The organism is Labrenzia sp. ATLA3, from assembly GCF_057180185.1.
In genome coordinates, this window is record NZ_JBXUKV010000006.1 from 407,344 (window position 1) to 432,885 (window position 25,542).

Consider the following 25,542-nt stretch of genomic DNA (forward strand, 5'->3'; position numbering starts at 1 on the left):
TTTCAACGTCTTTAAGCCGATCGGGTCGCTAAACTCGAGTAGAGCAGAAGTAGATGCGTTATGCCTAGTTTCTAGGCAGTGCCGGCCATGGCTTCCCTAGGCCACCACGAAAAGCTGTTGGTTTGTATACTCATACTTTGACAAAGTTTTTGTAGGAATTTAGTTGCACTGAAGACTTACACATTTTGAGGTTCGCCTCAGGCGTAGAAATGGGATAAAAGAGATCAATGCCGTTCATAGAATACAATGGAAGAAACATACTATATATCCACGTACCAAAAACAGGTGGGACTTCCGTAGAAAATTGGCTTAAGACATTGTCACCGTTGAAGTTTCACGTTCCTGGTGGAGTGTCTGCAATGCGCTGCACTCCTCAACATCTTCAGCGAGATCAGTTCAGAGTGCTGTTTGGTGAGGATTTTTTCGAATATAGCTTCATGACAGTCCGCAATCCGTTCACTCGCATTGAAAGTGAGTACCGGATGCGTGCCGCAATGAGCGGCCGTAATTTTTTCAAAACCTTCGCAAACTTTTCCCGATGGCTAGAGAACAGTATCGCCCAAACTCAGTCAAATGTTTATCATCTCGATAACCACATCAGGCCCCAATGGCATTTTTGCGGCTCTGGTCTACAAATCTTTAAACTTGAAGAAGGGCTGGAAAATATTCTTTCGACGGTTGCAACTAAAATTGGCGCGCCGCAACCAGAGGCAACACCACATCTTCTTCAGGCGCCAAATAACGAAATACGGGTTACCTGGGATCGCGTCGACATATTGCGCGTTTTGGAGTTTTATAGTAAAGATTTTGAGGAGTTTGGATATCCTACAGAGCCACCTGTAGATGTTTGTTGACTGTGACTTTGTCCAATCTGAGAAAAGCCTAATGTCCGATGCCCAGTTTTCAATTGCAGATCCAAACGCAGAAATACATACACAAATCCTCAAATATAGAATTGTTGAATTAGGAGAGCCAAGTTATACATTTGGTACTAAATTTGATTTGGAGGAGCATCTTACTGTTCTTGCTAAAGAATTTTCAGGGAAGAGTTACCTTGAATATTTCCACGCGGCAACGATAGTATTTATAAGAAGAAATATTAATTTGGATTTTTGTTTAAAGAATTTTTTCAAGATGTGGGATGAGGAAGGGGAATTCTTAAGAGCCAACTTGGACAGCCGTTGGCTTGTTTCAGCCTGTGATACAATCATTGATCATTCTACTGATCAAGCGGATGTAGCTACGGCGCTTTCATGTGTTTTGCTGGTGAACACGGTGAAGCTTTATGAAACAGAACGAGTTTTCTCCGCTAGTCCCAGCCGTGTAGAACATTTACCTAGTGAAGCAACGGGCCGCGTAAACCTTTTCGATGGGATAAGTGCTTTTGCGATTGGTCGCGGCGATCTGGTGAAAAAAATGACCCATCGCGTAAATGCGATGTCGCATTCTTCGATCTCGTCACTAATTTTGAAAGAACTTTTTTTAAGGTTGAACGAAAGTGACACTGTATTTAGGAGATTTCGCGATCTACACACTCGCGAGACTACAAGATGGTAACTTCATTGATTTTAAGTTGCTATTTTGGGGGCACGCTATCGAGTGTGGACGCAACAATCGTAAGAACTGGTGAAGATAATTGTTTAAAAAGATCATAAAAGCTTTTAGGCCTGATAAACCAGGCCAGCAATACTATTTTCCGACTCAGCCACCTGAAGTAATGAGATTTTTGTCTTTATTGAGTGAAACTTGCCAGCAGCAGCCCACCGACTTAGCGTTGGAATATGCTTCTCTGGCCAGTAAGTTAGTTAAGTCGTTAGTGACTACAAATTTTACAAACCACAGCAACTTTATCGAAGCTATACAGTTTGGTAACGCACTTCGATTTCCAGATCCTATTCCGCGTCGGGTATATGAACATATTCTTTGTGGTTACGAAAATTGGCTGTGCGCTAAGTATAGTTTGCCAGGGTTTGTTATGGTAGAGAAGGGAGATTTGGTTATTGATTGCGGCTCCTTTGTGGGCGGTTTCACATTGTCTGCTGCAAAAGTAGCTGGAGTTGTTCACGTTTTTGAACCTGAGCGACAAAATTTTGGACTTTGTTCTTTGAACTTGGCTGGTTTTGATAATGTTATACTCAATAATAAGGGGCTTTATTCAGTCAGCAGGGAGTTGGATTTTTTTGTTTCAAGTTCGAGCGTTGATCATTCTTTTCTCACTCCCGATAAAGGTGAGATCTTAGAAAAAAGATCAATACAAGTTATTAGTCTTTTTGACTATTTCTCTGAGCGCCGAGAAAATAAAATAGATTTTTTGAAACTCGAAGCAGAAGGAGTAGAGATTGAAATCTTTGAAGGTCTTCGAAGCCTAAAACCCAAAAAACTTGCGATTGACATCAGTCCCGAGCGTGACGGAATAAGTCCGTACGCTGAGTTTAAATCGAAGCTAACTAAGATGGGATACGAAGTAAGAAAAAGAAAAAATGTTTTATTTGCGAAAATAATATAGTTTCGAAGTTTTATTTATCGAAAATAATTATTGAATACTTCTCTGTGTTTGTCGAATAGATGGTGAATAACTGAGATAAGTAAATTATTTCTAGTTTATTTTTATTTGGACTTGCTGCCAAAAGGAAATTTATTTAGTAATATATTGTAGCCATTTTGGAACACACTTTGTGACAAAAATTGTATTAACTACCCCCGGGATATGGATGTTGAGGAGTGCAATAGAACTTATTGCCCGTCACAAGCCATGTCGTGTACATTTTTTAGGTCAAGGGTTAGACGTCGTCGCTGGGTGGGGCCACAAGCCGACAGCGCAGCGCGCTCGAGACATGGCGGCTAAACATCATCTTCCTTATGTGGCTTTCGAAGATGGGTTTTTGAGATCCGTTAGACCCGGCAACCAGGAAAAGCCGCTCTCCTTGGTCTTTGATCGTACCGGCATCTATTACGATGCCCGCCAGCCCAGTGATCTGGAATGTTTTGTTCGCCGGCGCTTTGAGAAGCCTATACGGAGGCAAGAGATCCATGACGCAATCGACATGATCCGGTCCAAGCGGCTCTCGAAATACAACAGTTTCGATTTCTCGGATATTTCGAAGCTTCATTTGAAATCTGCCGACCGTCAGGATCGGGTGCTTGTCATTGATCAAACCGTCGGCGACGCGTCAATACCGGGCGCATTCGCAAAAGATGAAACCTTCCGTCAGACGTTACAAACCGCAGTTGCGGAGAATCCTGAAGCCGAGATCTTGATCAAAGTTCATCCGGAAACAATGATCGGGCGTAAGGCGGGGCATTTCACTCAAGAGGTGTTGCAATCACTCGCCATAGAGAATGAAGTTTGCGCTCTGGCCCTTAAAGAGGGCCGGTTGCGATTGACCCCAGAGGCAATCAACCCCTGGCCACTTCTGGAGGCGTGCTCCAAGGTCTATTGCGTATCCAGCCAACTGGGCTTCGAAGCCATACTCGCAGATTGCGAGGTTCACACCTTTGGTGTTCCATTTTATGGCGGTTGGGGGCTAACGGTCGAGCGCAACCCCATCAAGGTTGGGCGTCGCAGTCCGGTATCTCTTGAAGCCGTGTTTGCTGCACTTTACTTCGACTACAGCCATTACCTGGAGTATGATCCTGTCCGCGAAATCTCGTTTGAAGAGGCAATTGCTCAACTCGAGATAAGGATCCAAAAAGACCGCCTCCGGTCTTGAGGCCGCTCCGTAGCGTCCAGCCATCTTTTCCATAGCTCCACTGTAACAGTCCAATGGAACAGGCGGATAGATAAGCCCTGTTGTTTCAACAGGTTATTGATTTCATTGAGGTTTAGATGGTGCTGCCGGAGAGATTTGAACTCTCGACCTCTCCCTTACCAAGGGAGTGCTCTACCCCTGAGCTACGGCAGCATCTGGCTTGTCCTTGAGGACAGGCGCGGCGTCGAACTTTTTGCTTGAAAAGCTTGAGTTGCGAGACGCAAGTGCTGGTGCCGATCAGCAATGCCGACCGGAATGAGGGGGCTTTTGCCATAAGAGCATCTAGGACGCAAGCAGTGTTTTGGGATTTTTTCCACCAACTTGTGCCCCATTCGGACAAAGCATGGGCGATTGACAGGATCGCAGCGGAAAGCCTCGGCTTTTGCGCCGGTTTCGTCTGTGGATATTAAGCAATCTCAAGAGCTCTGGTGAGAAGCGAACTGATGCACTCAGGCTTGGTGAGGTGGCCGGTTCCGGAGCGAGGCGGCGCCTGGAGAAGTGGGGGTGCTTGGCCGGGACGCCGGTGCCGGGCACAGCAAGGTGTGCCGTCCCACACAGTCATACATTTGTGGGCTTTCGTGCGGCTGCGCGGCGGGAGCTCATTTGAAACCGGAACAGCGCCCAGACCCGGATGCCCTTGAAGGGGGAGGGACCTTACCAGTTGATAAGTGAATGCATCCCGCGTGTTCTTGAGAGTGCGCAGGATGCCTAGGCAAACTGCGGGCAGGTTGCTAGACAGGTGGATGACGACATCATCACACAGGCGCGCCATGGCTGACAAAGACCAGCAGCACCAGTCCGTTGGAAGTGACGGCGACAAAACCGGTAAACAACACGGTGAAAAAACCGCTGAGAAAGTGGCTGCCAAGTCCCGCGAAGACCGGCTGGCGGAAGCCTTGCGCGCCAATCTGCGGCGTCGAAAGTCTGCTGCCAAGAGCAGGAATGCCGACTGAGGCAGGCCACCCAGGCATTCCGACGTCCTGACTGGGCTGAGGCCCCGTAAATGAAGTTGAAGTGGTTTGCGCGTATTGGTCTACTTCGGGGCCTGGAAGCGCGAGAAATGCGGCGCATTTCAAAGCATGGGAAGCGCGCTGAGGAGAACCAATCCGGAGATGTCTCAAGACACGAAAATGGCGTCATTGCGTGTCGTCATCGTGCCTGACCGGGCAGGAAGCCGGCTTCGCACACCGTTCCGGACTCGGCTTTTCCATTTCTCAGCCCACTCCGTCTTCATTTATCGGGCCGCACCCTAATCTCGAAATTGCCCGCTCGCCGCCGGTTGCCTGCCTTGCATGGGCCATAAGTTGCGTGTAGACCGCACGCTTGATGTGAGTTTCTTGACGTATGCAAAGGGATGGCTGCGCGAAGCGCGTGGCTCCGTTCGGGGAAAAACATGGACAGTATCAAGGTCGTTGGCGGTTCGGAACTGAATGGCGTCATTCCGATCTCCGGTGCCAAAAACGCGGCGCTGCCGCTGATGATCGCGTCGCTCCTGACGGATGAGACCCTGACGCTGTCCAATGTGCCGCGCCTGCGCGACGTTGCCCAGCTGACGCAGATCCTGTCCAATCATGGTGTTGACTATTCGGTCAACGGCAAGCGCAGCGGCCAGGATGATCTGGCCGGGCAGACGCTGAATCTGACCGCTCGTGAAATTGTCGACACCACCGCCCCCTATGAGCTTGTCTCCAAGATGCGTGCCAGCTTCTGGGTTATCGGTCCGCTGGTTGCCCGTTGCCACGAAGCGCGCGTGTCGCTGCCCGGTGGCTGTGCGATCGGCACACGGCCGGTGGATTTCTTCATCGATGGGCTCGCAGCGCTCGGCGCCGAGATCGAGATTGACGGCGGCTACGTTATCGTCAAGGCCCCGGGCGGGTTGAAAGGCGCGCGCGTCGAGTTTCCGAAGGTTTCCGTCGGCGCAACCCACACCGTCATGATGGCGGCCACACTGGCCAGCGGCGAGACGGAGATCGTCAATGCCGCGCGGGAGCCGGAAGTGGTCGATCTTGCCAAGTGCCTGAAGGCCATGGGAGCGAAGATCGAGGGCGAAGGCACGTCTACCATCCGCATACAGGGTGTGCCGCGCCTTCATGGCGCGCATCATGCCGTTGTTCCGGACCGGATCGAAACCGGCACCTACGCCATGGCGGTTGCCATGACCGGCGGCGACGTCCTTCTGCAAGGCGCTCGCTCGGACCTTCTGGAAGCGGCGCTTGAGACGCTTCGTCAGACCGGTGCGGACATCACGCAGACCGCCGACGGCCTCAAGGTTTATAGGAACGGCAATGGCATCCAGCCGGTGGATATCACCACCGAACCGTTCCCGGGTTTCCCGACCGACCTTCAGGCCCAGTTCATGGCGCTGATGACGAAGGCAGGCGGCACAAGCCGGATTACCGAAACCATTTTTGAAAACCGCTTCATGCATGTTCAGGAACTGGCCCGCCTCGGCGCACAGATCCATGTGGATGGCCGCACGGCAACCATCGACGGTGTCTCTGCGCTTCGTGGTGCGCCGGTCATGGCAACGGATCTGCGGGCGTCTGTGTCGCTCGTCATTGCCGGTCTGGCTGCGGAAGGCGAAACGACGGTTAGCCGTGTTTATCACCTCGACCGCGGGTTTGAGCGCCTGGAAGACAAGCTGACCCGCTGCGGCGCGAAGATCGAGCGCATCTCGGCCTGATTGAGGGCTTTGATATCCTTTGTGGAGGCCCGGGCAGGTTCATTTCTGTCCGGAGGAACATTGTTGATGGGCCCGGGGCCTTGCATCCAATTGCCTCTTCATCTGTCTGCGCGGACACGGCCGTCGTCGTCAGATCAAGTCCGTCCATGACAGGCACGGCGAGACGGCGGGAAACAAGCCGTCCCATGGATGCCTTGGTTTCCTGAAAGCTACTCCGCCGTATGTCGTTTGATCACTCTTCCCCGAGACGTGAAAGAGGGGCCTGGACCACCGCTGCCGCTGGTCATGATGGCCTCGGCAATGGGGCTGAGGGCAGGGGTGTCGGACGACCATACGAGCAGGAAATTTGCCCCCACACCACCAGTCGTATCGTTGATTGGAATCAGCACGGTTTTCGACTGGAGGGGGGCAAGGTCCACGGGCGTCTCAAGCAGCTTGCGCAGCAAGGTACCGTCTTCGTTGTGATAATCGACCTGTTGCAGAGTGATCGTGGCTTCAGGGTCGACATTGTGGACGGCAAGCGTCGCCGCCAGAAGGTCGGACCGGTTTGGATGAGAAAAGATCCGCGAGTAGGCCGGCACGTAGATTGTTTCACCAAGCACTTTCTCGGTGAAATCCTGAGCCTGAACGTGTGACGGCGTCTGAAAAAGAAGCAGGCCAACTGCCAGCAGGCTGAGGCAGATCAATCTTTTCAACATTCTGTGCCCATGCGCTCGTGTGATGTTAGGGTGTCACTTTCCTGAATGCGTACCCTGATTGCAAGACGGCAGGGTGGTGGCAGGTTGTCATTGAGTGGCGCTGGATTGGCCTGCGGGAAGAGGTTGGAGCGACTGCATGACTGCACAGACAATCCGTTTCCTGATCCAGCTGGGCTTTGCCTTTGCGGCCATGTTCGCGGTTGTCTTCGTCCCGGCGCCCTATGGGCCGTCGCTCGGCTTCTTCCTGCTCGTCTTTGGGCTCTGGTTTGGCCGGCGGATCTTCAAGCGAATTGCAACGCTGGACGCGATCAAGGCAGATTTGCGCCAGCGGGTGGATGAGGGCCCTTGACCTTCCCATGGTGCCGTAACGCAGGTTTCGCGGCATTGGACATTGCCAAAACCATCATTCCCCATTAGGCAACAGCCTTGGGACTGGGCAGAAAATCGCTTATATGCGTCCTGCCAGACAACGCATGACCGGATCAGAACAAGAGCAAATGGATCAGCTGAAACTTGCCGCCCTTGACCAGGAAGACCTTCAGGTTCTTTCCGCCCATCTGCAGGACGCCGTGATTACCGTCGCGGATATCCGTTATCTGCCGAAGGAGCAGAAGGCCGTGTTCGTGATGAACCGCTTCGTGTGGGACAAGGAAGCCGACAAGCGATCGAAGGAACACGAGCGCCGGCGCACGGCGCTGGCCTTTGCTCGGGTAAAGGCCATGAAGGCGCAGAATATCAACCAGAAAGCCAAAGGCGCCGTTCTGGAGCTGCTCGCGGTAACCTTCGAACCGGGCGAGGAACCCGCCGGCACGATTCAGCTCGCCTTTGCAGGCGGTGGCAGTCTTATGCTTGAGGTTGAGTGTATCGAGGCTCAGGTGTCGGACCTTGGAGCTGCATGGTCCACGCCGAACCTGCCGCAGCACGACCTCAGCTGACGCCCCGCACGGAATGACAGACGGTGCCCGGCACCGCAGACGATGGAGAATTGCGTGGTTCTACGCCTTAACATCAACGACGCCCGTTTCGAAGACCAGTTCAAGGCACTTCTTTCCGGAAAACGGGAAGTTTCCGAGGATGTAGACCAGATCGTTCGCGATATCCTGGAGCGGGTGCGCACGGAAGGCGACAAGGCAGTCCTCGACTATACGGCAAGGTTCGACAGGCTGCAGGCGGAGAACATGGCCGAACTGAGTGTCTCTACCGCTGAAATTGATGCCGCGCTTGAGGAAGTGCCGCAGGAGACGCTGGACGCCCTGCAGCTCGCGCATGATCGCATTCATGCCCACCATGCCCGCCAGATGCCGAAGGACGACCGCTACACGGATGCCATCGGCGTGGAACTTGGATCGCTCTGGACCGCTGTTGAAGCCGTTGGCATTTATGTGCCCGGCGGCACTGCCAGCTATCCGAGTTCCGTTTTGATGAATGCGGTGCCGGCCAAGGTTGCGGGTGTGGAACGCATTGTCATGGTGGTGCCGAGCCCGGACGGGGTCTTGAATCCGCTGGTGCTGGCTGCCGCCAGAATTGCCGGTGTCACCGAAATTTATCGTATCGGTGGGGCACAGGCCGTTGCTGCCCTTGCGTATGGAACGCAGACAATCGCCCCCGTCGCCAAGATCGTCGGCCCGGGCAATGCTTTTGTGGCAGCCGCGAAGCGCCGTGTCTTCGGTACGGTCGGCATCGACATGATCGCCGGTCCCTCAGAAGTGCTGATTCTGGCCGACAGCGGCAACAATGCCGATTGGCTTGCCGCCGACCTGCTGGCACAGGCCGAGCATGACGCAGCTGCCCAGTCCATTCTGATCACCGACAGCGAAGACCTTGCTGGCGAAGTGGAAGCTGCGGTCGAGGCCCAGCTGAAAACCCTGCCGCGCGAGGATGTCGCTCGTGCCAGCTGGCAGGATTACGGCGCTATCATTCTGGTGGATGATCTGGAAGCGGCAATGCCGCTTGCCAACCGGATTGCTCCGGAGCACCTTGAATTGGCCGTCGCCGATCCCGAAGCGCTGCTGAAGAAGGTGCGCAATGCCGGGGCCGTATTCCTCGGGCATTATACGCCGGAGGCCATCGGCGATTATGTCGGCGGGTCCAATCACGTGTTGCCGACGGCGCGGTCCGCCCGGTTTTCTTCCGGATTGGGCGTGCTGGAATTTGTCAAACGCACCTCGATCCTGAAATGCAATGCGGATAACCTGCGTCAGCTTGGACCGGCAGCAATCGCTCTTGGTGAATCAGAGGGGTTGTCGGCGCATGCGCGCTCTGTTTCCATCAGGCTGAACTTTTAGCTCCCGACTTGAACAAGAGGCTTCGATCAGATGAGCGACCCGCAACCGGATCCCGAACCGCAGAAAACCGGTGGCAAGCTGGTCGACGTGGTTTTGGACGAAGCCTCCATCGCCCGCTCGACGCCGGAAGTGGAACACGACCGCGCCATCGCGATTTACGACCTGATTGAGGAAAACACGTTCCAGCCAGTCGGATATCCGGTGGCAAATTACGTGCTCAACCTGTCGGTGATCGAAAAGAAGCTGGTTTTCCGGATCAGGACCGATGATGACAAGGAAGTCGTCACCCACGTTCTGTCGCTGTCTCCGCTGCGCAAGATCGTCAAGGACTACGACCTGATCTGCAACAGCTATTACGAGGCGATCCGCTACGCGACACCAAGCCAGATCGAGGCGATCGACATGGGCCGGCGGGGTGTCCACAACGAAGGCTCAGCTATTTTGAGGGAGCGACTGGAAGGGAAGATCATAGTCGACATGCAGACGGCGCGCCGGCTGTTTACCCTTGTCTACGCCTTGCACTGGAAGGGCTGAAGGGTATGTCCGGGCCGGGTCTGCGTCCGACTGCGGTCCTGTTTGCCTGCGGAATGAATTCCGTGCGCTCGCCCATGGCCGAAGCGTTGACGGCCAAACTTTTCCCGGGTCAGGTCTATGTCCGCTCCGCCGGTGTGCGATCCGGCAAGGTCGACCCCTTCGTGGACGCCGTGATGGCTGAAATCGGTATCGACATGAGTCGGCACACACCCAAGACGTTTGAGGATCTGGACGAGTCCGGATTCGATCTTGTCGTGACGCTGGCGCCGGAGGCCCACCACAAGGCGCTCGACATGACACGGACGGAATCGGTGGAAGTCGAATACTGGCCGACCCTCGACCCGACGCTTGCCACAGGCAGCCGCGAACGGATCCTCGACGAATACCGCGCTGTACGTGACCAGTTGATGATGCGTATCAAGAAGCGCCTCGACTGGACCCCGCCGCCGAGCGGCTGATACCGGAGGGTCGGAATGAAGTTTGAAATTACGGCTCCGGTGGTAACGGATCGCCTGGTGCTGCGGCCTCTGGAGGCTGGCGATGCGCAAGCCCTTCACGCCTATCAGTCTCTGCCGGAAACCGCCCGCTACCACTTCTGGGAGCCGCGCAGCCTGGACGAAATCCGGACGAAGCTTGCCGACTGGGTGGAAATGAACCACCTCGAAGGGGAGGGGACGCTCGCCTTTGCTATCGAACGGAGGGAGGAGCCTGGGCTGATTGGCGATGCATCGCTGCGCGTTACCAGCGTCGAGGCGCTTCAGGGCACCATCGGCTTCTCGCTCCACCCGGCCTGCAAGGGCAGGGGTTTTGCGACGGAGGCTGCCGGCGCGCTCTTGAGGATGGGTTTTGAGGACCTGCACCTTCACCGCATTTTTGCCTGCTGCGACGCCCGCAACACGGGCTCCTGGAAAGTGATGGAGCGCCTGGGCATGCGCCGCGAGGCTCATTTCCGCGAACATGCGCGCTTCAAGGGCGGCTGGGATGAGGAATTCTACTACGCCATTCTGGAGGATGAATGGCGAAACAATGTCTGCGAAGACGGGCTTGGCGCTCATGGCCGGCTGCAGGAGACGGGTTCCGCGCGATGAGCTTGGAAAATCGGCAGTTTCTTTGCGTGGCGGCGGAAAGAAAGGTTCACTTTCGTTCCCTAATCCGTTAGGTTCCCCGGCACCCGCGGGCAGGGCCCGCTTTATTCAGGATATCAAATGGCCAAAGAAGAAGCTCTGGAGTTTCCGGGCGTCGTAACAGAACTGTTGCCGAATGCGACGTTCCGCGTAAAACTGGAAAATGATCACGAAATTATTGCCCACACGGCAGGGCGTATGCGCAAGAACCGGATTCGCGTTTTGGCGGGTGACAAGGTACTTGTCGAAATGACCCCGTATGACCTCACCAAGGGGCGGATCACCTACCGCTTCAAGTAAGCGGGTATTTCAAGGTGACCCCGGCTGCAAGGCTCGCTCTTAGATGACCAATGCCCCTCAGTTGATCCTGGCCTCCGCCTCGCCGCGCCGCCTTGCGCTGCTGCAGCAGATCGGACTGGAGCCGGACCACCTTTTGCCGGCCGATATCGACGAAACGCCGAAAAAGCATGAGACGCCGCGCAGCCTTGCGCTGCGCCTGGCGCGGGCAAAGGCTGAAGCCGTTCGTCAGATGGCCGATGCGTCCGAAGCCATGCAGGACAGTGTGGTGCTGGCTGCCGACACCGTGGTTGCGGTCGGTCGGCGGGCTCTGCCCAAGGCCGAGTTGACCGATCAGGCGCTGATGTGCCTGTCCCTTTTGTCCGGCCGCGGCCACCGGGTGTTCACCGGGGTGGCCGTTGCAGAGGCAAACGGCAAGGTTCGTTCCAAGCTTGTCGAAACACGCGTGCGCTTCAAGCGTCTGACGCGCAAGGACATGGACGACTACATTTCCTCGGGCGAATGGCGGGGCAAGGCTGGCGGATATGCCATTCAGGGCCTTGCCGGCAGTTTTGTCGTCAAGCTGGTCGGTTCCTACCCGGCGGTCGTGGGACTGCCCCTGGTGGAAACCGCAAACTTGCTGAGTTCGGCCGGTTACCCTGTCCACCAGGGCTGGGCGACCGCGGCGGCCTGAGGCTGCCGGCACTGCGTTTGGCAAGCAGACGCCCCATCGCCAACTGCTTTTGAGCAGGTGATTACAGGTCGAAATCCGGAGAGTGAAATGGCCGAAAGCCAGAAACCCGAACGGCGCATGCGCCCTTGTCCGATCTGCTCGAAATTGTCGACGCCGGACGATTATCCGTTCTGCTCGGATCGCTGCGCCAAGATTGATATGAACCGCTGGTTTTCCGAAGGCTACACCATTCCGGTGGTGGAGACCGACGATATCGACGAGAGCAATTTTCCAGACGAAGACCGCTCGTGATGCCCATGCGGACACTATGAGTCCGCAAGGCCGTTTTCCGGCAAAATAGCCGCCAGCTTAAGCGTGTCGTCATGCCTGTATTGCAGACAGACCCCGCTGCGCCTTTCCCCTCTTCAGACGCCTTTTCGCTTATACTTAAGATCGGCACGCCGTTGGCGTTTCGAGAATGTGTATCCGTTTGCCCTTTCTGGCTGCTTCTTCTGAAGGGTGATGGATAGAGATGGCGGGATTGTGCGATTTTTAGGCAATGCTGCAAAAATATTTATCCAGCAAAATTTTTTTCAGTTTCACGCCGTCAGGCTCTTGCGGCTGTCATAAAACTGCACCAAGATCTTTTTATACCGGCGATCCTGACGTCCTCAATTCCGGCGGTTTCCGGGCGGGGTCATACCCTTTGTTGGACGTGTGTGGGTCTTTAAGAACACCGGGAAGCCGGCGTCAGGCGTCTCGTTCCTGATACGGCATAACCAACCTATCCAAGGGCGAGGGTCCGATGACAAAACGTATTCTGAGCGCCGCAGTGCTGTCCGTGACCACGGCACTGTCGACGGCAGCCTATGCCGATTATTCGCTGACGATCTTGCACACCAACGACTTTCACAGCCGCATCGAGCCGATCAACAAATACGACTCGACCTGCAGCGCGGAAGACAATGCGGAAGGCAAGTGTTTTGGCGGTACAGCGCGCCTCGACACGATCATCAAGGATCGCCGCGCGGCCAGCAACAACTCGATCCTCGTCGATGGCGGTGACCAGTTCCAGGGCACGCTGTTTTATACCTATTACAAAGGCAAGGCTGCGGCCGAGTTCATGAACAAGCTCGGCTACGACGGGATGACCGTCGGCAACCATGAATTTGATGATGGACCTGAAGTCCTGCGCGGTTTCATGGATGCCGTCGAATTTCCGGTTCTGATGTCGAACGCGGATATCTCGAAGGAGCCGCAGCTCGCCGATGTCCTCAAGCCTTCGATCGTGATTGAGCGCGGCGGCGAAAAAATCGGCCTGATCGGCCTGACGCCGGAAGACACCGACGAACTGTCCAGCCCTGGTTCGAATGTTTCCTTCTCCGACCCGGTTGAAGCAGTCACCCGCGAGGCAGAAAAGCTCGCTGCTGAAGGCGTCAACAAGATCATCGTCCTCAGCCACTCCGGCTATAAGGTCGATAAGGAGGTTGCCGCCAGGGCTCCTGGGATCGACGTGATCGTCGGAGGTCATACCAACACCTATCTGTCCAACACGTCCGACAAGGCCGAAGGCCCGTATCCGACCATGATCGATGGTCCGGACGGAACGCCGACCGCTGTCGTGCAGGCCTATGCCTATGGCAAGTTCCTCGGTGAGCTGAATGTGACCTTCGACGACAACGGCGTCATCACGGAAGCTTCCGGTGAGCCGATCATCATCGACAATGCCATCGTCGAAAACCCGGAACTGGTTTCGCGGATCAAGGAACTGGCCGAACCGCTTGATGAAATCCGTCAGGAAGTCGTCGCCCAGGCCGACGCGCCCATCGGCGCGGACCGCGAAGTTTGCCGGGCCCAGGTCTGTGAAATGGGGGTTCTTGTTGCTGAAGCGATGCTTGATCGCGTGAAGGGGCAGGGCGTCCAGATCGCAATCCAGAACGGCGGTGGTCTGCGGGCCTCCATTGATGCTGGTGAAATCACCAAGGGCGAAGTCCTGACGGTTCTGCCGTTCCAGAACACGTTGTCCACTTTCGAACTCAAGGGCTCCGATGTGATCGCGGCACTTGAAAACGGCGTCAGCCAGGTGGAAGAGGGTGCAGGCCGTTTCCCGCAGGTGGCCGGTCTGAAGTACACCTTCGACAAGACCAAGCCCGCCGGTGAGAGGATCTCCGATGTCATGGTCCTGGAAGGTGACAGCTATGTGCCGCTGGATCCGGAAAAGGTCTATGGCGTTGTGTCCAACAACTACATGCGCGGTGGTGGCGACGGCTACAAGATCTTCGCGACCAACGGCATGAACGCCTATGACTTCGGCCCGGACCTGGCCGACGTGGTGTCGGACTATCTCGCCAGCAAGAACGGGTATTCCGCTTACACGGACGACCGGATCACCGCAAAATAAGCTGTTCCGGATCCTGAAATGTTCTCAGAAGCGCGCCGCTTGCGGCGCGCTTTTTCGTTTCTGCTTCCACGATGCTGACCCCATTCGAAGGTCGCTCGCAAAGTGGGGACGTCAAACCGCCGAAGGCAGGAGTGATTTTGCCATAGTGCTCAGGTACGGCATCCGCCGATATGTCCACCGTGCCTTGAATTTCCGGGATGCTGGTAGCGGCGCAAAACTATTGTTTTTCAGATGGTTATTTCATTTCAGAGTTTTCAACAGGTGAGGTGAGGCCTTCTGGCAAAAAACTTTGCCGGGGTGCTGGACAAGGTTTCAGGGAGCCTCTATAAGGACCGGGCTTTCAGCGAACGGGGCTCGCCCCGGACCACTTGCAAGGCAAGCCCAGATAGCTCAGTTGGTAGAGCAGCGGATTGAAAATCCGCGTGTCGCTGGTTCGATTCCGGCTCTGGGCACCACTCTCCCCCAATATTTTCCAAATATATCAAGATGTTGCTTGGCGTCGGCTTTCCCTGTGCCGTCATGCGAGCACTGTTTCACCGGTGATTGCCCGCAGCACTTCCCGTGCCACGATCCGGGCGACGGGCGTCAGAACCTGTCCTTTCCGGGTCAGGAAGGAATAGGTCTCAACCGACAGGAGGAGCTCGCTTTCCAGGGCGGTGATGGTGCCCGGGCTTCCGTCTGCGTTTTCGGCAAAGCTGGAAGCGACGGATTGGGCAACGGCAGCGATCGAATTGGTGCGCTGCACGGTGGCAACCGTAAACAGGAAGGAAGAGGTTGTCAGAACCTTGGTGGGCAGACCGAGCCCCTTGTCCCGCAGGGCCTGTTCGGTCGTCGTGCGGATTGGGGCGCCAACCGGTGGCAGCACCCAGTCGAAACCAAGCAGGGCGTCCGCGGGAATGGGCGCCGGAACGCGCGTCAGCGGATGATCCGTTCGGGCGACCAGGCAGGCAGGCTCGCGCAGGAGAGGGCGTTCCTCAAACAGATCGGGATCCTCGTCCACCGGCACGCGGCTGAGGGAAAAGTCGAGACGCCCATCTTCCAGCATCGGCGCCAGATCAAGACTGGGGCCGACTTCCACCGATATGGAAATATCCGGGTAGCTGAGGCGGACATGACGTATCGCGGGCAGGATGTATTCGATTGCAGGACCGGTCACCGAACCGATGCTGACGTGTCCGCTCTGGCCGGACTTGTGCTGTTCGATATCGCGCCCCGCATCGGCGAATTCCTGCAGAATGCGCACGCAGCGTTCGGCCAGTTTGTAGCCGATGTCGGTCAACTCGATTCCACGGCCCGACCGCACGTAGACCTCGGCCTCCGCAACCCGCTCGACTTCGGAAATGAGACGTGAAGCAGCCGGTTGAGACATGCCCAGGGCATTGGCCGCGTCTGTGAGGCGTGAGTGTTTTGCAAGCTCTGCGAGCAATCGCAGATGGGAGATTTTCATTCCCCGCCGCAGCAAGTCCAGGCTCATGGCCAATTTCCATCAATTCATATCAATCTGGATATGTAATGATAATGAATAATAATTTGACCGTCATGTCACTTTTCCATTTTGTACTCCTCGGCATCAACCCGTGAATGCCTGTGACTGAATGGGGCCGGCTGGGATCCGGTCCGGGAGGACGATATGAAATTTGTTTCAAAGGCGCTCGTCGCGGTAGCGGCAGCAGCAACCCTTATGTCCGGCGTCGCGCTGAGCGGCGCGGCAGTGGCTCAGGACAAGGGCTCCATCGGCATCGCCATGCCGACGAAATCTTCGGCGCGCTGGATCTCCGACGGCAATTCCATGGTCGAGCAGTTCACCGCGGCCGGCTATGACGCAGATCTGCAGTATGCCGAAGACGACATTCCGAACCAGCTCAACCAGATCGAGAACATGATCACCAAGGGTGTGGACGTTCTGGTTATTGCCGCCATCGACGGCACCACGCTTTCCAATGCTCTCGAAAATGCGGCGGCTTCCGGCATCAAGGTCATTGCCTATGACCGTCTGATCCGCGACAGCGGCGACGTTGACTATTACGCCACCTTCGACAACTTCAAGGTGGGCGTGCAGCAGGCAACGTCCCTGGTCAACGGCCTCAAGGAGCGCTTCGGCGACGGCCCGTACAATGTCGAACTTTTCGGCGGATCTCCGGACGATAACAACGCCTACTTCTTTTACGATGGCGCAATGTCCGTTCTGCAGCCGCTGATTGACGATGGCACCATCGTCATCCAGTCCGGCCAGATGGGTATGGACACGGTCGGTACGCTTCGCTGGGATGGTGCTGTCGCACAGTCCCGCATGGATAACCTCCTGTCTGCTCACTACACCGACAAGCAGCTGCACGGCGCTCTGAGCCCCTATGATGGCCTGTCCATCGGCATCCTGTCCTCGCTGAAAGGCGTTGGCTACGGTTCGGGCGATCTGAAGATGCCGATCGTTACCGGTCAGGACGCCGAAGTCCCGTCCGTGAAGTCGATCCTGGCCGGCGAGCAATACTCGACCGTTTTCAAGGACACTCGCGAACTGGCCCGTGTCACGGTCGGCATGGTTGACGCTCTTCTGGGTGGCGGCGAGCCGGAAATCAACGACACCACCACCTACGACAACGGTGTGAAGGTTGTTCCGTCCTACCTGCTGGAGCCGGTGTCTGTTGACGCCAGCAACTGGGAAGAAGTGCTGATCGGCAGCGGTTACTACACCGAAGATCAGGTCAAGTAACGACCGAAACGGCCCGGAGCCTCCCGCGTTCAGGCGAACGCATGGAAGATGCTCCGGCTCTTCAACAAGGGTCAGCCTCAGGAGGTTCAATCCAAACCGATTGAGCCTCCGCTGATCCGGCAGCACTTACCGCCCATCGACATGAAGTTTCCGTTCTTCCCGCAGTGCTGGAAGCATGGAACGGATCCGGACCCTGATTGTCCGGCGCGACGGGCGGCTCTTTCCTCGGAATTCGGAGAACGGGGTCGATGGCACTCCTTTCCATGCAGAACATCAGCAAGACCTTTCCCGGCGTGAAGGCGCTGGACCGGGTCAATCTGGATGTCCAGAAAGGCGAAATTCACGCTGTCGTCGGCGAGAATGGCGCAGGCAAATCCACGCTCATGAAGGTTCTGTCCGGCGTTTATCCGCACGGACAATATGACGGCGAGATCGTTTTCGAAGGCGAACCGGCCCGGTTCTCTGGCATCTCTGACAGTGAAAAGCAGGGCATCATCATCATTCACCAGGAACTTGCCCTGGTGCCGCAGCTATCGATCGCGGAAAACATCTTTCTGGGCAACGAATGTGCCCGCAAGGGCGTGATCGACTGGCGGAAAACCAATCAGCGCACCGAAGAACTGCTCGCCAAGGTCGGTCTTTCGGAACCACCGACGAGCAAGGTCGATTCCATTGGTGTCGGCAAGCAGCAGCTTGTCGAAATCGCCAAGGCGCTGTCCAAGGACGTCAAGCTGCTGATCCTGGACGAGCCGACCGCGGCGCTTCAGGAAAACGACAGTCGGAAGCTGCTGGACCTGATGCTGGAGCTCAAGTCGCAAGGCGTCACCAGTATAATCATTTCGCACAAGCTCAACGAAGTCCGCTATGTCGCCGACAGCGTCACCGTGATCCGGGACGGCATGACCGTGTCGAACCTCGACGCCAAGGCAGGCCTGAGCGAGGACGATATCGTCCGCGACATGGTCGGCCGGGACATGACCCACCGGTTCCCGGAACACAGCCGCACACCCGGCGATGTTCTGATGGAGGTTGCCGACTGGTCCGTCTGGCATCCCGAACATTCCGAACGGCAGGTGATCAAGAAGGCCTCGTTCAATGTCCGTGCTGGAGAAGTCGTCGGCATTGCCGGGTTGATGGGCTCCGGCCGGACCGAATTGGCCATGTCCATCTTTGGCCGTTCATATGGCCGCAACATCACCGGATCGGTGAAGCTAAAGGGGCAGCCGATTGACGTCAGTACGGTGGACCGCGCGATTTCGGCCGGCATTTCCTATGTCACCGAAGACCGCAAGGCTCTGGGGCTGGTGCTGGACGAGACGATCCGTTTCAACACGACGCTCGCCAACCTGGACGGCGTTTCCTCCGGACCCATCCTCAAGCGCAACGAGGAAACCCGCGTTGCCGAGCGATACCGGGAAGCTCTGGCGATCCGCACCCCGTCGGTGTTCCAGAAAACGGTCAACCTGTCCGGAGGCAATCAGCAGAAGGTGGTGCTTGCCAAATGGCTGTTCACCGCACCGGAAGTGCTGATCCTGGACGAACCGACCCGCGGTATCGACGTCGGCGCCAAATATGAAATCTACACCATCATCAACGACCTCGCCGCGCAGGGCAAAGGCGTGGTCATGATCTCGTCCGAGATGCCGGAACTGCTCGGCATGTGTGACCGGATCTACGTCATGAACGAAGGGGCTCTCGTTGGCGAACTTGCCGCCGGCGATGCGAGCCAGGAGCGCATCATGTCGCTCATTGTCAACGAATGAGAGAAAAACCCATGGAACTGGCTGATAGCGACACCAATGCAACGCCGGTCGTGAAGACCAAGGGCATCGGCGAGTATATCTCCTCGCATATGCGGCAATACGGTCTGTTGTTCGCGCTGATCGCGGTCATGGCCTTCTTTGAGGTCGTCACCGATGGCACGCTGCTGCGCGCGGTGAACATCACCAACCTGCTGCTGCAGAACTCCTACATCATCATCATGGCGCTCGGCATGTTGATCGTCATCGTTTCGGGCAACATCGACCTGTCGGTCGGCTCGGTGATGGGCTTCATCGGCGCGCTTGCCGCCGTCATGATCGTCAACTACGACCAGTCGCCCTATCTCACGATGATCGTCTGCCTTGCCATCGGCGGGGTGATCGGCGCTGCCCAGGGATACTGGGTCGCCTACTGGAAGATACCGTCCTTCATCGTGACGCTGGCCGGCATGCTTGTTTTCCGCGGCCTGTCGCTCTGGCTGCTGGAAGGCCAGTCGGTCGGTCCGTTCCCGAAGGAATTCCAGATCATCGCAACCGGTTTCGTGCCGGATCTGTTCCCGGCGGGAATAGGGGAAGCGTTGGCCGATCTCTTCGGGGCTCGCAAGGTCAACGTTCTGGCGCTTGCCACCGGCATCGCCGCTGCGGCCCTGGTGGTGTGGATCGGGCTGCGCCAGCGGGCCCAGAACAAGGCCTATGGCATCGAGGATGAACCCACCAGTTTCTTCGTTGCCCGCAACGTGATCATCGCCTCCGCACTGATTTTCGTGATGTTCAAGCTGTCCCTGTTCCGGGGCCTGCCGAATGTGCTGATCACCATGGGCATCCTGACGATCATCTATGCCTTCATCACCGAAACCACCACGGTCGGCCGACGGATCTACGCGCTCGGCGGCAATCAGAAGGCTGCCAAACTCTCCGGTATCAAGACCGAACAGCTGACCTTCCTGGCCTTCACCAACATGGGTGTGCTGGCTGCGGCTGCGGGGCTGGTCTTTGCCGCGCGCCTGAACACCGCAACACCCAAGGCGGGCTTTGCACTGGAACTGGATGTGATCGCGGCCGTCTTCATCGGCGGTGCGTCCATGTCCGGCGGGGTCGGCACAATCATTGGCGCGGTCGTCGGCGCTTTCCTCATGGGCGTGCTCAACAACGGCATGTCGATCATGGGGATCGGTATCGACTACCAGCAGATGATCAAGGGCCTCGTACTGCTCGCAGCCGTCATTTTCGATGTCTACAACAAGAACAAGCAGGGTTAACTCTATGCTGATTTCCCAGATCCTGGATGATGCCGGCAATCGGGCCGTGGTCGTCCGCAACGGCAGCGAAGCCTCTGTCCTGAAGGGTGTTGCTTCCACCTACGAACTCGTTCAGGAGGCCATTGGAAAGGGCCAGAGCCTGACCGAATGCATCCGTGGTCATGAACTTGGCGCGGCTGTCGATCTGGAGCAGCTCGCTTCAAAAGGCCGGCTGCTGCTGCCGATCGATCACCCGGACGCCGCCCATATGCATCTGACCGGCACAGGGCTGACCCATCTTGGATCCGCCGCGACCCGCGACGCGATGCATGCCAAGGCCAAGACCGACAATGCCAACGTCACGGACAGCATGAAGATGTTCCAGCTCGGTCTGGAAGGCGGCCGTCCGGAGGCCGGGCAGGTCGGTGTTCAGCCGGAATGGTTCTACAAGGGCAACGGGTCTTGCGCCGTGGCACCGGGCGGCGAACTTGTCAGCCCCGGCTTTTGCGAAGATGGCGGCGAAGAACCGGAAGTTGCCGGCATCTATGTCGTTGCGGAGGACGGAACGCCGTTTCGTGTTGGCTTTGCGCTCGCCAACGAATTTTCCGACCACGTCATGGAACGCCAGAACTATCTCTACCTGGCACACTCCAAGCTGCGTCCGGCCTCCTTCGGGCCGGAACTTCTGGTAGGTCCGTTGCCGGAGAAGGTCGAGGGCACCAGCCGAATCTACCGCGACGGTGCCGTGCTTTGGGAAAAGCCATTCCTGTCGGGTGAGGCCAACATGTCTCACACGCTGGCGAACCTCGAACACCATCATTTCAAATATGACGTTTTCCGCCAGCCGGGCGATCTGCACGTGCACATGTTCGGCACGGCAACGCTCTCCTTTGCCGATGGCATTTCCTGCCGGGAAGGGGATGAGGTGGAGATTTCCGCGCCGGGCTTCGGTGTTCCGCTGAAAAACCGGCTGGCTTTCAAGGCTGCGGATGCCGGGGCAGCTCAAGTGAAGGTTCTGTAGATCATGGCATTCAAACCGGCAAAATGGCCGCGCAACCTGCGGTCGGCCGAATGGTTCGGCGGCACCAGTCGCGACCACATCTATCACCGCAGCTGGATGAAGAACCAGGGACTGCCGGACGACCTCTTCGACGGTCGCCCGGTCATCGGCATCTGTAATACCTGGTCGCAGCTCACACCCTGCAACGCGCATTTGCGCGATCTTGCGGAGCGGGTCAAACACGGGATCTACGAGGCCGGTGGTTTCCCGGTCGAGTTCCCCGTGTTCTCGACGGGTGAGAGCACGCTGCGTCCAACGGCGATGATGTTCCGCAACCTTGCCAGCATGGATGTGGAAGAAGCGATCCGGGGCACACCGCTGGATGGCGTCGTCCTGCTCGTCGGCTGCGACAAGACCACCCCCTCGCTGCTGATGGGCGCGGCATCCGTCGATATTCCGGCGATTGTCGTCACCGGCGGTCCGATGCTGAACGGCTGGTTCCAGGGTGAGCGCGTCGGGTCCGGCACGCATCTGTGGAAATTCTCCGAGGCCGTGAAGGCTGGAGAGATGACCCAGGAAGAGTTTCTGGAGGCTGAGGCCGCCATGAGCCGATCTCCGGGAAGCTGCAACACCATGGGCACGGCGTCCACCATGGCCTCCATGGCCGAAGCGCTCGGCATGGCTCTGTCCGGCAATGCGGCGATCCCGGCCGTCGACAGCCGCCGCCGGGTGATGGCGCATCTGTCCGGACGGCGGATCGTACAGATGGTGAAGGACGACCTGAAGCCGTCCGACATCCTGACCCGGGAAGCCTTCGAGAACGCAATGCGCACCAACGGTGCCATCGGCGGGTCCACCAATGCCGTCATCCATCTGCTTGCCATTGCCGGCCGCGTCGGCATCGATCTCTCCCTTGATGACTGGGACGAGGCAGGTCGGGACATCCCGACCATCGTCAACCTGATGCCGTCCGGCAAATACCTGATGGAAGAGTTCTTCTACGCGGGTGGCCTGCCGGTGGTGATCAAGCGGCTCGGCGAGGCGGGCATGCTCAACAAGGGCGCCATCACCGTTTCCGGCGAGACCATGTGGGACCAGGTCAAGGACGTGAAGAACTGGAACGAGGACGTCATCCTGCCGGCAGACAAGGCGCTGACCAGCCAGGGAGGCATCGCGGTGTTGAAGGGTAACCTGGCCCCCAATGGCGCCGTTCTGAAACCGTCCGCCGCGTCGCCGCATCTGATGCAGCACAAGGGCAGGGCCGTGGTCTTCGAAGACATCGACGACTACAAGGCAAAGATCAACGACGACGCACTCGATATCGACGAGACCTGCGTCATGGTGCTGAAGAACTGTGGTCCCAAGGGCTACCCCGGCATGTCGGAAGTCGGCAACATGGGGCTGCCGCCGAAGGTGCTGAAGAAAGGGATCACCGACATGGTCCGCATCTCGGATGCGCGCATGTCCGGAACGGCCTATGGCACAGTTGTCTTGCACACGTCTCCGGAAGCCGCCGCCGGCGGCCCGCTGGCGGTCGTCAAAGACGGTGACATGATCGAACTGGATGTTCCGAAACGCAAAATTCATCTGGATATTTCCGAGGAGGACCTGGCCGCACGGCTTGCGGACTGGAAGCCGTCGCACCATGTTCCGGAAAGTGGCTACGCGCGGTTGTTCCATGACCGTGTCCAGGGTGCCGACACAGGCGCCGATTTCGATTTCCTGAAAGGCTGCCGCGGCTCCGCCGTGCCGAAGGATTCACATTGATGGCAGAAAAACTGGCGCTGGTGGGCATCGGCAAAATTGCCCGCGATCAGCATATTCCTGCAATTACCGGCAATGCCGACTGGCAACTGGAAGCGGCGGTCAGCCGACACGCCGCTGTTGACGGCATCGACCATTTCGAGACGATCGATGCGCTGTTGGAAAACCGGCCGGACATCACCACGGTGTCACTGGCCATTCCGCCGCAGCCGAGGTTCGAATATGCGGCCAAGGCCCTGAAGGCCGGCAAGCATGTGATGCTGGAAAAGCCCCCGGGCCAAAGCCTGGCCGAATGCTACGCGCTGGAAGCCCTGGCAAAGGAAAACGGGGTGACGCTGTTCGCGACCTGGCATTCGCGCTACGCCGATAGCGTGCCGGCGTTGAAGGCCTTTCTGGCCGAACGTACGTTGAAACGGCTCAAGATCACCTGGAAGGAAGATGTCCGCCGCTGGCATCCCGGCCAGGAATGGATCTGGGAACCAGGTGGCATGGGTGTGTTCGATCCGGGCATCAATGCGCTGTCGATCCTGACGGAAATTCTGCCTTACCCGGCTCACATCACCGCTGCGACACTGGAGTTTCCGCAGAACCGGGAAACACCGATTGCCGCCGCGCTGACCTTTGCCGACCCGGCAGGTGCGCAGATGTCCGCCGATTTCGATTGGCGTCAGGAAGGCCCCCAGACGTGGGACATCGACGTGGAAACCGATCGGGGCACTGCAAAGCTGTCACTCGGTGGCGAGAGGCTGGAAATTGATGGTGAGCCCGTTATACAGGGAGCGAACCATGAATATGCCAACCTTTACATCCGCATGGCGGATCTGGTGAAGTCTGGCGCGAGTGACGTCGATCTCTCGCCAATGATTCATGTTTGCGACGCCTTTTCTCTCGGGCGGCGCGTCATCACTGATCCGTTCGAATTTTAATCACTCTTCAAAATCAGAAGGTTGGACATGACATTTATGCCTCACGGTAAGCAGCTTGTTGCAGGGCAATGGGTTGCCAGCGATGCAACATTCACCTCTGAACCGGCGCATGGCGCGGCTCATTCTTTCTCCATGGGAACCATCGACCAGGTCGACGCGGCTTGCCGGGCAGCGGAAGAAGCTTTCTGGAGCTACGGGTACTCCAGCAGCGAGGACCGGGCGAAGTTTCTGAACGCCATTGCCGACGAGATCGAGGCACGGGCGGACGCCATTACAGAAATCGGGACCTCCGAAACCGGACTGCCGGAAGCGCGCCTTCAGGGCGAACGCGGCCGCACAACCGGCCAGCTTCGACTGTTTGCCTCGCATATTCTGAAAGGCGAGTATCTCGACAAGCGTCACGATGAAGCTCTGCCGGATCGCCAGCCTCTGCCGCGCCCGGACCTGAAGCTGGTGCAGCGCCCAATTGGGCCCGTCGCGGTCTTCGGTGCATCCAACTTCCCGCTGGCGTTCTCGACGGCCGGTGGCGACACGGCATCTGCACTGGCAGCGGGCTGTCCCGTGGTCGTACGCGGCCATCCGGCGCACCCGGGCACGGGCGAAATCGTCGCCGAGGCCATTGCGGCGGCCATCAAGTCCTGCGGCCTGCATCCGGGCGTCTTCTCCTTCATCCAGGGCAATGGCCATGAGGTTGGCCAGGCGCTGGTTCAGCACCCGCTGATCAGCGCTGTCGGCTTCACCGGTTCGCTGCGCGGCGGCCGTGCCCTGTTCGACCTGTGCGCACAGCGCCCCGTGCCGATCCCCTTCTTCGGTGAGCTTGGTTCGGTCAACCCGATGTTCCTGCTTCCCAAGGCCGTGTCCGCACGCGGCGCGGAACTCGCCAAGGGCTGGGCCGGGTCACTGACGATGGGCGCCGGTCAGTTCTGCACCAACCCGGGTGTTCTTCTGGTGCTGGAAGGTCCGGACGCTGATGCCTTTGTGAAAGCGGCCACCGAAGCCCTCGACGGCATGGGCAAGCAGACCATGCTGACAGACGGCATCGCAGACGCCTTTCGGTCCGGTTCCAAACGGGTCGCCGCGTCCAGTGGCGTTCGTGAGCTGATCGGCACCTCCTGCGAAACCCGTGAAGCCGCGCCTTATGTCTTTGAGACCACCGGCGACAACTGGCTGGCCAACGAGGAACTGGGTGAGGAAGTCTTCGGCCCGCTCGGCATCGTGGTTCGCGTCAAGGACGAAGCGCAGCTTCTGGAAATCGCCAAGGGCCTGGAAGGCCAGCTCACCTGCACATTGCAGATGGACTCAGGCGACATGGACCTCGCCCGCAAGCTGATGCCCGTGCTGGAACGCAAGGCTGGCCGCGTACTGGCCAACGGCTTCCCGACCGGTGTGGAAGTTGCCGACAGCATGGTTCACGGTGGACCTTACCCGGCATCGACCAACTTCGGTGCCACCTCCGTCGGCACCCTGGCCATCCGCCGCTTCCTGCGTCCGGTTTGCTATCAGAACCTGCCGGACGACCTGCTGCCGACGAACTGAGCCGAACGGCAATAAAGTAATGACCTCATCCTGAGGAGGACCTTTAGGTCCGTCTCGAAGGATGGGCACCTTGCTCTGAACAAGAGGCCCATCCTTCGAGACGAGCACAAGTGCGCTCCTCAGGATGAGGTTTTTTGTTTGAGATTCCAGAAAGCTAGGCTGGTAGCGCGCGACTGTCGGCTAAC

Annotated in this window: 25 protein-coding genes and 2 tRNA genes; 23 read left to right on the top strand and 4 right to left on the bottom strand. The window is 57.4% G+C overall.

Annotation, left to right across the window (positions count from 1 at the left end; all coding sequences use genetic code 11):
• The first annotated feature begins 227 nt into the window (after positions 1–227).
• The 4 genes from AC2A6O_RS18535 to AC2A6O_RS18550 all read left to right on the top strand — a co-directional run bounded on the left by AC2A6O_RS18535 (position 228) and on the right by AC2A6O_RS18550 (position 3,710).
• Positions 228–854, top strand: coding sequence for a sulfotransferase family 2 domain-containing protein (locus tag AC2A6O_RS18535; protein ID WP_498929288.1), 627 nt, complete (start codon positions 228–230; stop codon positions 852–854).
• 31 nt (positions 855–885) lie between these two features.
• The gene (locus AC2A6O_RS18540; RefSeq protein ID WP_498929290.1) at positions 886–1,557 is read left to right on the top strand and encodes a hypothetical protein; all 672 of its coding nucleotides are present in this window, start codon (positions 886–888) and stop codon (positions 1,555–1,557) included.
• Between the two features lie 79 nt (positions 1,558–1,636).
• Positions 1,637–2,506 (top strand): FkbM family methyltransferase, encoded by an 870-nt coding sequence (locus AC2A6O_RS18545; RefSeq protein WP_498929292.1) that lies wholly within the window; start codon positions 1,637–1,639, stop codon positions 2,504–2,506.
• 205 nt (positions 2,507–2,711) lie between these two features.
• On the top strand, positions 2,712–3,710 hold the full coding sequence (locus tag AC2A6O_RS18550; RefSeq protein WP_498929467.1) for a capsular polysaccharide export protein, LipB/KpsS family: 999 nt from the start codon (positions 2,712–2,714) through the stop codon (positions 3,708–3,710).
• 117 nt (positions 3,711–3,827) lie between these two features.
• Here the strand turns inward: AC2A6O_RS18550 and AC2A6O_RS18555 are convergent.
• Positions 3,828–3,902, bottom strand: a tRNA-Thr gene (locus AC2A6O_RS18555).
• 602 nt (positions 3,903–4,504) lie between these two features.
• Positions 4,505–4,720, bottom strand: coding sequence for a hypothetical protein (locus AC2A6O_RS18560; protein ID WP_498929294.1), 216 nt, complete (start codon positions 4,718–4,720; stop codon positions 4,505–4,507).
• A 422-nt stretch (positions 4,721–5,142) separates the two neighbouring features.
• Between AC2A6O_RS18560 and murA the strand changes: the two genes are divergently transcribed.
• On the top strand, positions 5,143–6,432 hold the full coding sequence (gene murA, locus AC2A6O_RS18565) for a UDP-N-acetylglucosamine 1-carboxyvinyltransferase (RefSeq protein WP_148584693.1): 1,290 nt from the start codon (positions 5,143–5,145) through the stop codon (positions 6,430–6,432).
• A 209-nt stretch (positions 6,433–6,641) separates the two neighbouring features.
• Here murA and AC2A6O_RS18570 read toward each other — a convergent pair whose 3' ends face one another.
• Positions 6,642–7,130: a DUF3124 domain-containing protein gene (locus AC2A6O_RS18570; RefSeq protein ID WP_498929296.1), complete on the bottom strand. Its 489-nt coding sequence runs from the start codon at positions 7,128–7,130 to the stop codon at positions 6,642–6,644.
• A 136-nt stretch (positions 7,131–7,266) separates the two neighbouring features.
• Between AC2A6O_RS18570 and AC2A6O_RS18575 the strand changes: the two genes are divergently transcribed.
• From AC2A6O_RS18575 to AC2A6O_RS18625, 11 genes are all read left to right on the top strand, one after another.
• Positions 7,267–7,479, top strand: coding sequence for a hypothetical protein (locus AC2A6O_RS18575; RefSeq protein WP_498929298.1), 213 nt, complete (start codon positions 7,267–7,269; stop codon positions 7,477–7,479).
• 148 nt (positions 7,480–7,627) lie between these two features.
• A complete protein-coding gene (locus tag AC2A6O_RS18580; protein ID WP_148584690.1) occupies positions 7,628–8,065 on the top strand; it encodes a DUF2948 family protein in 438 nt (145 codons plus the stop codon).
• A 42-nt stretch (positions 8,066–8,107) separates the two neighbouring features.
• The gene (gene hisD / locus AC2A6O_RS18585) at positions 8,108–9,415 is read left to right on the top strand and encodes a histidinol dehydrogenase (protein ID WP_498929301.1); all 1,308 of its coding nucleotides are present in this window, start codon (positions 8,108–8,110) and stop codon (positions 9,413–9,415) included.
• 30 nt (positions 9,416–9,445) lie between these two features.
• A complete protein-coding gene (locus AC2A6O_RS18590; RefSeq protein WP_148584688.1) occupies positions 9,446–9,949 on the top strand; it encodes a UPF0262 family protein in 504 nt (167 codons plus the stop codon).
• A gap of 5 nt (positions 9,950–9,954) precedes the next feature.
• The gene (locus AC2A6O_RS18595) at positions 9,955–10,407 is read left to right on the top strand and encodes an arsenate reductase ArsC (RefSeq protein ID WP_148584687.1); all 453 of its coding nucleotides are present in this window, start codon (positions 9,955–9,957) and stop codon (positions 10,405–10,407) included.
• Between the two features lie 15 nt (positions 10,408–10,422).
• Positions 10,423–11,037: a GNAT family N-acetyltransferase gene (locus AC2A6O_RS18600; RefSeq protein WP_498929303.1), complete on the top strand. Its 615-nt coding sequence runs from the start codon at positions 10,423–10,425 to the stop codon at positions 11,035–11,037.
• A gap of 117 nt (positions 11,038–11,154) precedes the next feature.
• Positions 11,155–11,373 (top strand): translation initiation factor IF-1, encoded by a 219-nt coding sequence (infA, locus tag AC2A6O_RS18605; protein WP_006939340.1) that lies wholly within the window; start codon positions 11,155–11,157, stop codon positions 11,371–11,373.
• Between the two features lie 43 nt (positions 11,374–11,416).
• Positions 11,417–12,043, top strand: coding sequence for a Maf-like protein (locus tag AC2A6O_RS18610; protein ID WP_006939342.1), 627 nt, complete (start codon positions 11,417–11,419; stop codon positions 12,041–12,043).
• Between the two features lie 87 nt (positions 12,044–12,130).
• Positions 12,131–12,334: a DNA gyrase inhibitor YacG gene (gene yacG / locus AC2A6O_RS18615; RefSeq protein WP_148584685.1), complete on the top strand. Its 204-nt coding sequence runs from the start codon at positions 12,131–12,133 to the stop codon at positions 12,332–12,334.
• A gap of 493 nt (positions 12,335–12,827) precedes the next feature.
• Positions 12,828–14,423: a bifunctional metallophosphatase/5'-nucleotidase gene (locus AC2A6O_RS18620; protein WP_498929307.1), complete on the top strand. Its 1,596-nt coding sequence runs from the start codon at positions 12,828–12,830 to the stop codon at positions 14,421–14,423.
• Positions 14,424–14,802: 379 nt separating this feature from the next.
• Positions 14,803–14,878 (top strand) — tRNA-Phe (locus tag AC2A6O_RS18625).
• 62 nt (positions 14,879–14,940) lie between these two features.
• Here AC2A6O_RS18625 and AC2A6O_RS18630 read toward each other — a convergent pair.
• Positions 14,941–15,897 carry a LysR family transcriptional regulator gene (locus tag AC2A6O_RS18630; RefSeq protein WP_498929309.1) on the bottom strand — a complete coding sequence of 319 codons (957 nt, stop codon included), beginning with the start codon at positions 15,895–15,897 and terminating at the stop codon, positions 14,941–14,943.
• A 156-nt stretch (positions 15,898–16,053) separates the two neighbouring features.
• Here AC2A6O_RS18630 and chvE point away from each other — a divergent pair, with 156 nt between their 5' ends.
• The 7 genes from chvE to AC2A6O_RS18665 all read left to right on the top strand — a co-directional run bounded on the left by chvE (position 16,054) and on the right by AC2A6O_RS18665 (position 25,357).
• Positions 16,054–17,133: a multiple monosaccharide ABC transporter substrate-binding protein gene (gene chvE / locus AC2A6O_RS18635; protein ID WP_498929311.1), complete on the top strand. Its 1,080-nt coding sequence runs from the start codon at positions 16,054–16,056 to the stop codon at positions 17,131–17,133.
• A gap of 248 nt (positions 17,134–17,381) precedes the next feature.
• Complete coding sequence (gene mmsA, locus AC2A6O_RS18640) at positions 17,382–18,896, top strand: multiple monosaccharide ABC transporter ATP-binding protein (RefSeq protein ID WP_498929313.1); 1,515 nt, start codon at positions 17,382–17,384, stop codon at positions 18,894–18,896.
• Positions 18,897–18,907: 11 nt separating this feature from the next.
• Positions 18,908–20,152: a multiple monosaccharide ABC transporter permease gene (gene mmsB / locus AC2A6O_RS18645; RefSeq protein WP_498929315.1), complete on the top strand. Its 1,245-nt coding sequence runs from the start codon at positions 18,908–18,910 to the stop codon at positions 20,150–20,152.
• A 4-nt stretch (positions 20,153–20,156) separates the two neighbouring features.
• Positions 20,157–21,152, top strand: coding sequence for an AraD1 family protein (gene araD1, locus AC2A6O_RS18650; RefSeq protein ID WP_148584679.1), 996 nt, complete (start codon positions 20,157–20,159; stop codon positions 21,150–21,152).
• 3 nt (positions 21,153–21,155) lie between these two features.
• Positions 21,156–22,898, top strand: a complete 1,743-nt coding sequence (araD, locus tag AC2A6O_RS18655; protein WP_498929318.1) for an L-arabinonate dehydratase — start codon at positions 21,156–21,158, stop codon at positions 22,896–22,898.
• On the top strand, positions 22,898–23,821 hold the full coding sequence (locus AC2A6O_RS18660; protein ID WP_498929320.1) for a Gfo/Idh/MocA family protein: 924 nt from the start codon (positions 22,898–22,900) through the stop codon (positions 23,819–23,821). Before araD ends, AC2A6O_RS18660 begins: the two co-directional genes overlap by 1 nt.
• Positions 23,822–23,848: 27 nt before the next feature.
• Positions 23,849–25,357, top strand: coding sequence for an aldehyde dehydrogenase (NADP(+)) (locus AC2A6O_RS18665; RefSeq protein ID WP_498929322.1), 1,509 nt, complete (start codon positions 23,849–23,851; stop codon positions 25,355–25,357).
• The last annotated feature ends 185 nt before the right edge of the window (positions 25,358–25,542 follow it).

Excerpts from the sequence above, each read along its gene's own strand:
- AC2A6O_RS18595 (WP_148584687.1), top strand. The coding sequence starts at position 9,955 with ATGTCCGGGCCGGGTCTGCGTCCGACTGCGGTCCTGTTTGCCTGCGGA.
- AC2A6O_RS18610 (WP_006939342.1), top strand. The coding sequence starts at position 11,417 with ATGACCAATGCCCCTCAGTTGATCCTGGCCTCCGCCTCGCCGCGCCGC.
- hisD (WP_498929301.1), top strand. The coding sequence starts at position 8,108 with ATGGAGAATTGCGTGGTTCTACGCCTTAACATCAACGACGCCCGTTTC.
- AC2A6O_RS18550 (WP_498929467.1), top strand. The coding sequence starts at position 2,712 with ATGTTGAGGAGTGCAATAGAACTTATTGCCCGTCACAAGCCATGTCGT.
- AC2A6O_RS18590 (WP_148584688.1), top strand. The coding sequence starts at position 9,446 with ATGAGCGACCCGCAACCGGATCCCGAACCGCAGAAAACCGGTGGCAAG.
- araD1 (WP_148584679.1), top strand. The coding sequence starts at position 20,157 with ATGCTGATTTCCCAGATCCTGGATGATGCCGGCAATCGGGCCGTGGTC.
- AC2A6O_RS18600 (WP_498929303.1), top strand. The coding sequence starts at position 10,423 with ATGAAGTTTGAAATTACGGCTCCGGTGGTAACGGATCGCCTGGTGCTG.
- murA (WP_148584693.1), top strand. The coding sequence starts at position 5,143 with ATGGACAGTATCAAGGTCGTTGGCGGTTCGGAACTGAATGGCGTCATT.
- AC2A6O_RS18665 (WP_498929322.1), top strand. The coding sequence starts at position 23,849 with ATGACATTTATGCCTCACGGTAAGCAGCTTGTTGCAGGGCAATGGGTT.
- chvE (WP_498929311.1), top strand. The coding sequence starts at position 16,054 with ATGAAATTTGTTTCAAAGGCGCTCGTCGCGGTAGCGGCAGCAGCAACC.
- yacG (WP_148584685.1), top strand. The coding sequence starts at position 12,131 with ATGGCCGAAAGCCAGAAACCCGAACGGCGCATGCGCCCTTGTCCGATC.
- mmsA (WP_498929313.1), top strand. The coding sequence starts at position 17,382 with ATGGCACTCCTTTCCATGCAGAACATCAGCAAGACCTTTCCCGGCGTG.
- infA (WP_006939340.1), top strand. The coding sequence starts at position 11,155 with ATGGCCAAAGAAGAAGCTCTGGAGTTTCCGGGCGTCGTAACAGAACTG.
- mmsB (WP_498929315.1), top strand. The coding sequence starts at position 18,908 with ATGGAACTGGCTGATAGCGACACCAATGCAACGCCGGTCGTGAAGACC.
- AC2A6O_RS18660 (WP_498929320.1), top strand. The coding sequence starts at position 22,898 with ATGGCAGAAAAACTGGCGCTGGTGGGCATCGGCAAAATTGCCCGCGAT.
- AC2A6O_RS18620 (WP_498929307.1), top strand. The coding sequence starts at position 12,828 with ATGACAAAACGTATTCTGAGCGCCGCAGTGCTGTCCGTGACCACGGCA.
- AC2A6O_RS18535 (WP_498929288.1), top strand. The coding sequence starts at position 228 with ATGCCGTTCATAGAATACAATGGAAGAAACATACTATATATCCACGTA.
- AC2A6O_RS18630 (WP_498929309.1), bottom strand. The coding sequence starts at position 15,897 with ATGAGCCTGGACTTGCTGCGGCGGGGAATGAAAATCTCCCATCTGCGA.
- AC2A6O_RS18560 (WP_498929294.1), bottom strand. The coding sequence starts at position 4,720 with ATGCCTGGGTGGCCTGCCTCAGTCGGCATTCCTGCTCTTGGCAGCAGA.
- AC2A6O_RS18580 (WP_148584690.1), top strand. The coding sequence starts at position 7,628 with ATGGATCAGCTGAAACTTGCCGCCCTTGACCAGGAAGACCTTCAGGTT.
- AC2A6O_RS18570 (WP_498929296.1), bottom strand. The coding sequence starts at position 7,130 with ATGTTGAAAAGATTGATCTGCCTCAGCCTGCTGGCAGTTGGCCTGCTT.
- AC2A6O_RS18540 (WP_498929290.1), top strand. The coding sequence starts at position 886 with ATGTCCGATGCCCAGTTTTCAATTGCAGATCCAAACGCAGAAATACAT.
- araD (WP_498929318.1), top strand. The coding sequence starts at position 21,156 with ATGGCATTCAAACCGGCAAAATGGCCGCGCAACCTGCGGTCGGCCGAA.
- AC2A6O_RS18575 (WP_498929298.1), top strand. The coding sequence starts at position 7,267 with ATGACTGCACAGACAATCCGTTTCCTGATCCAGCTGGGCTTTGCCTTT.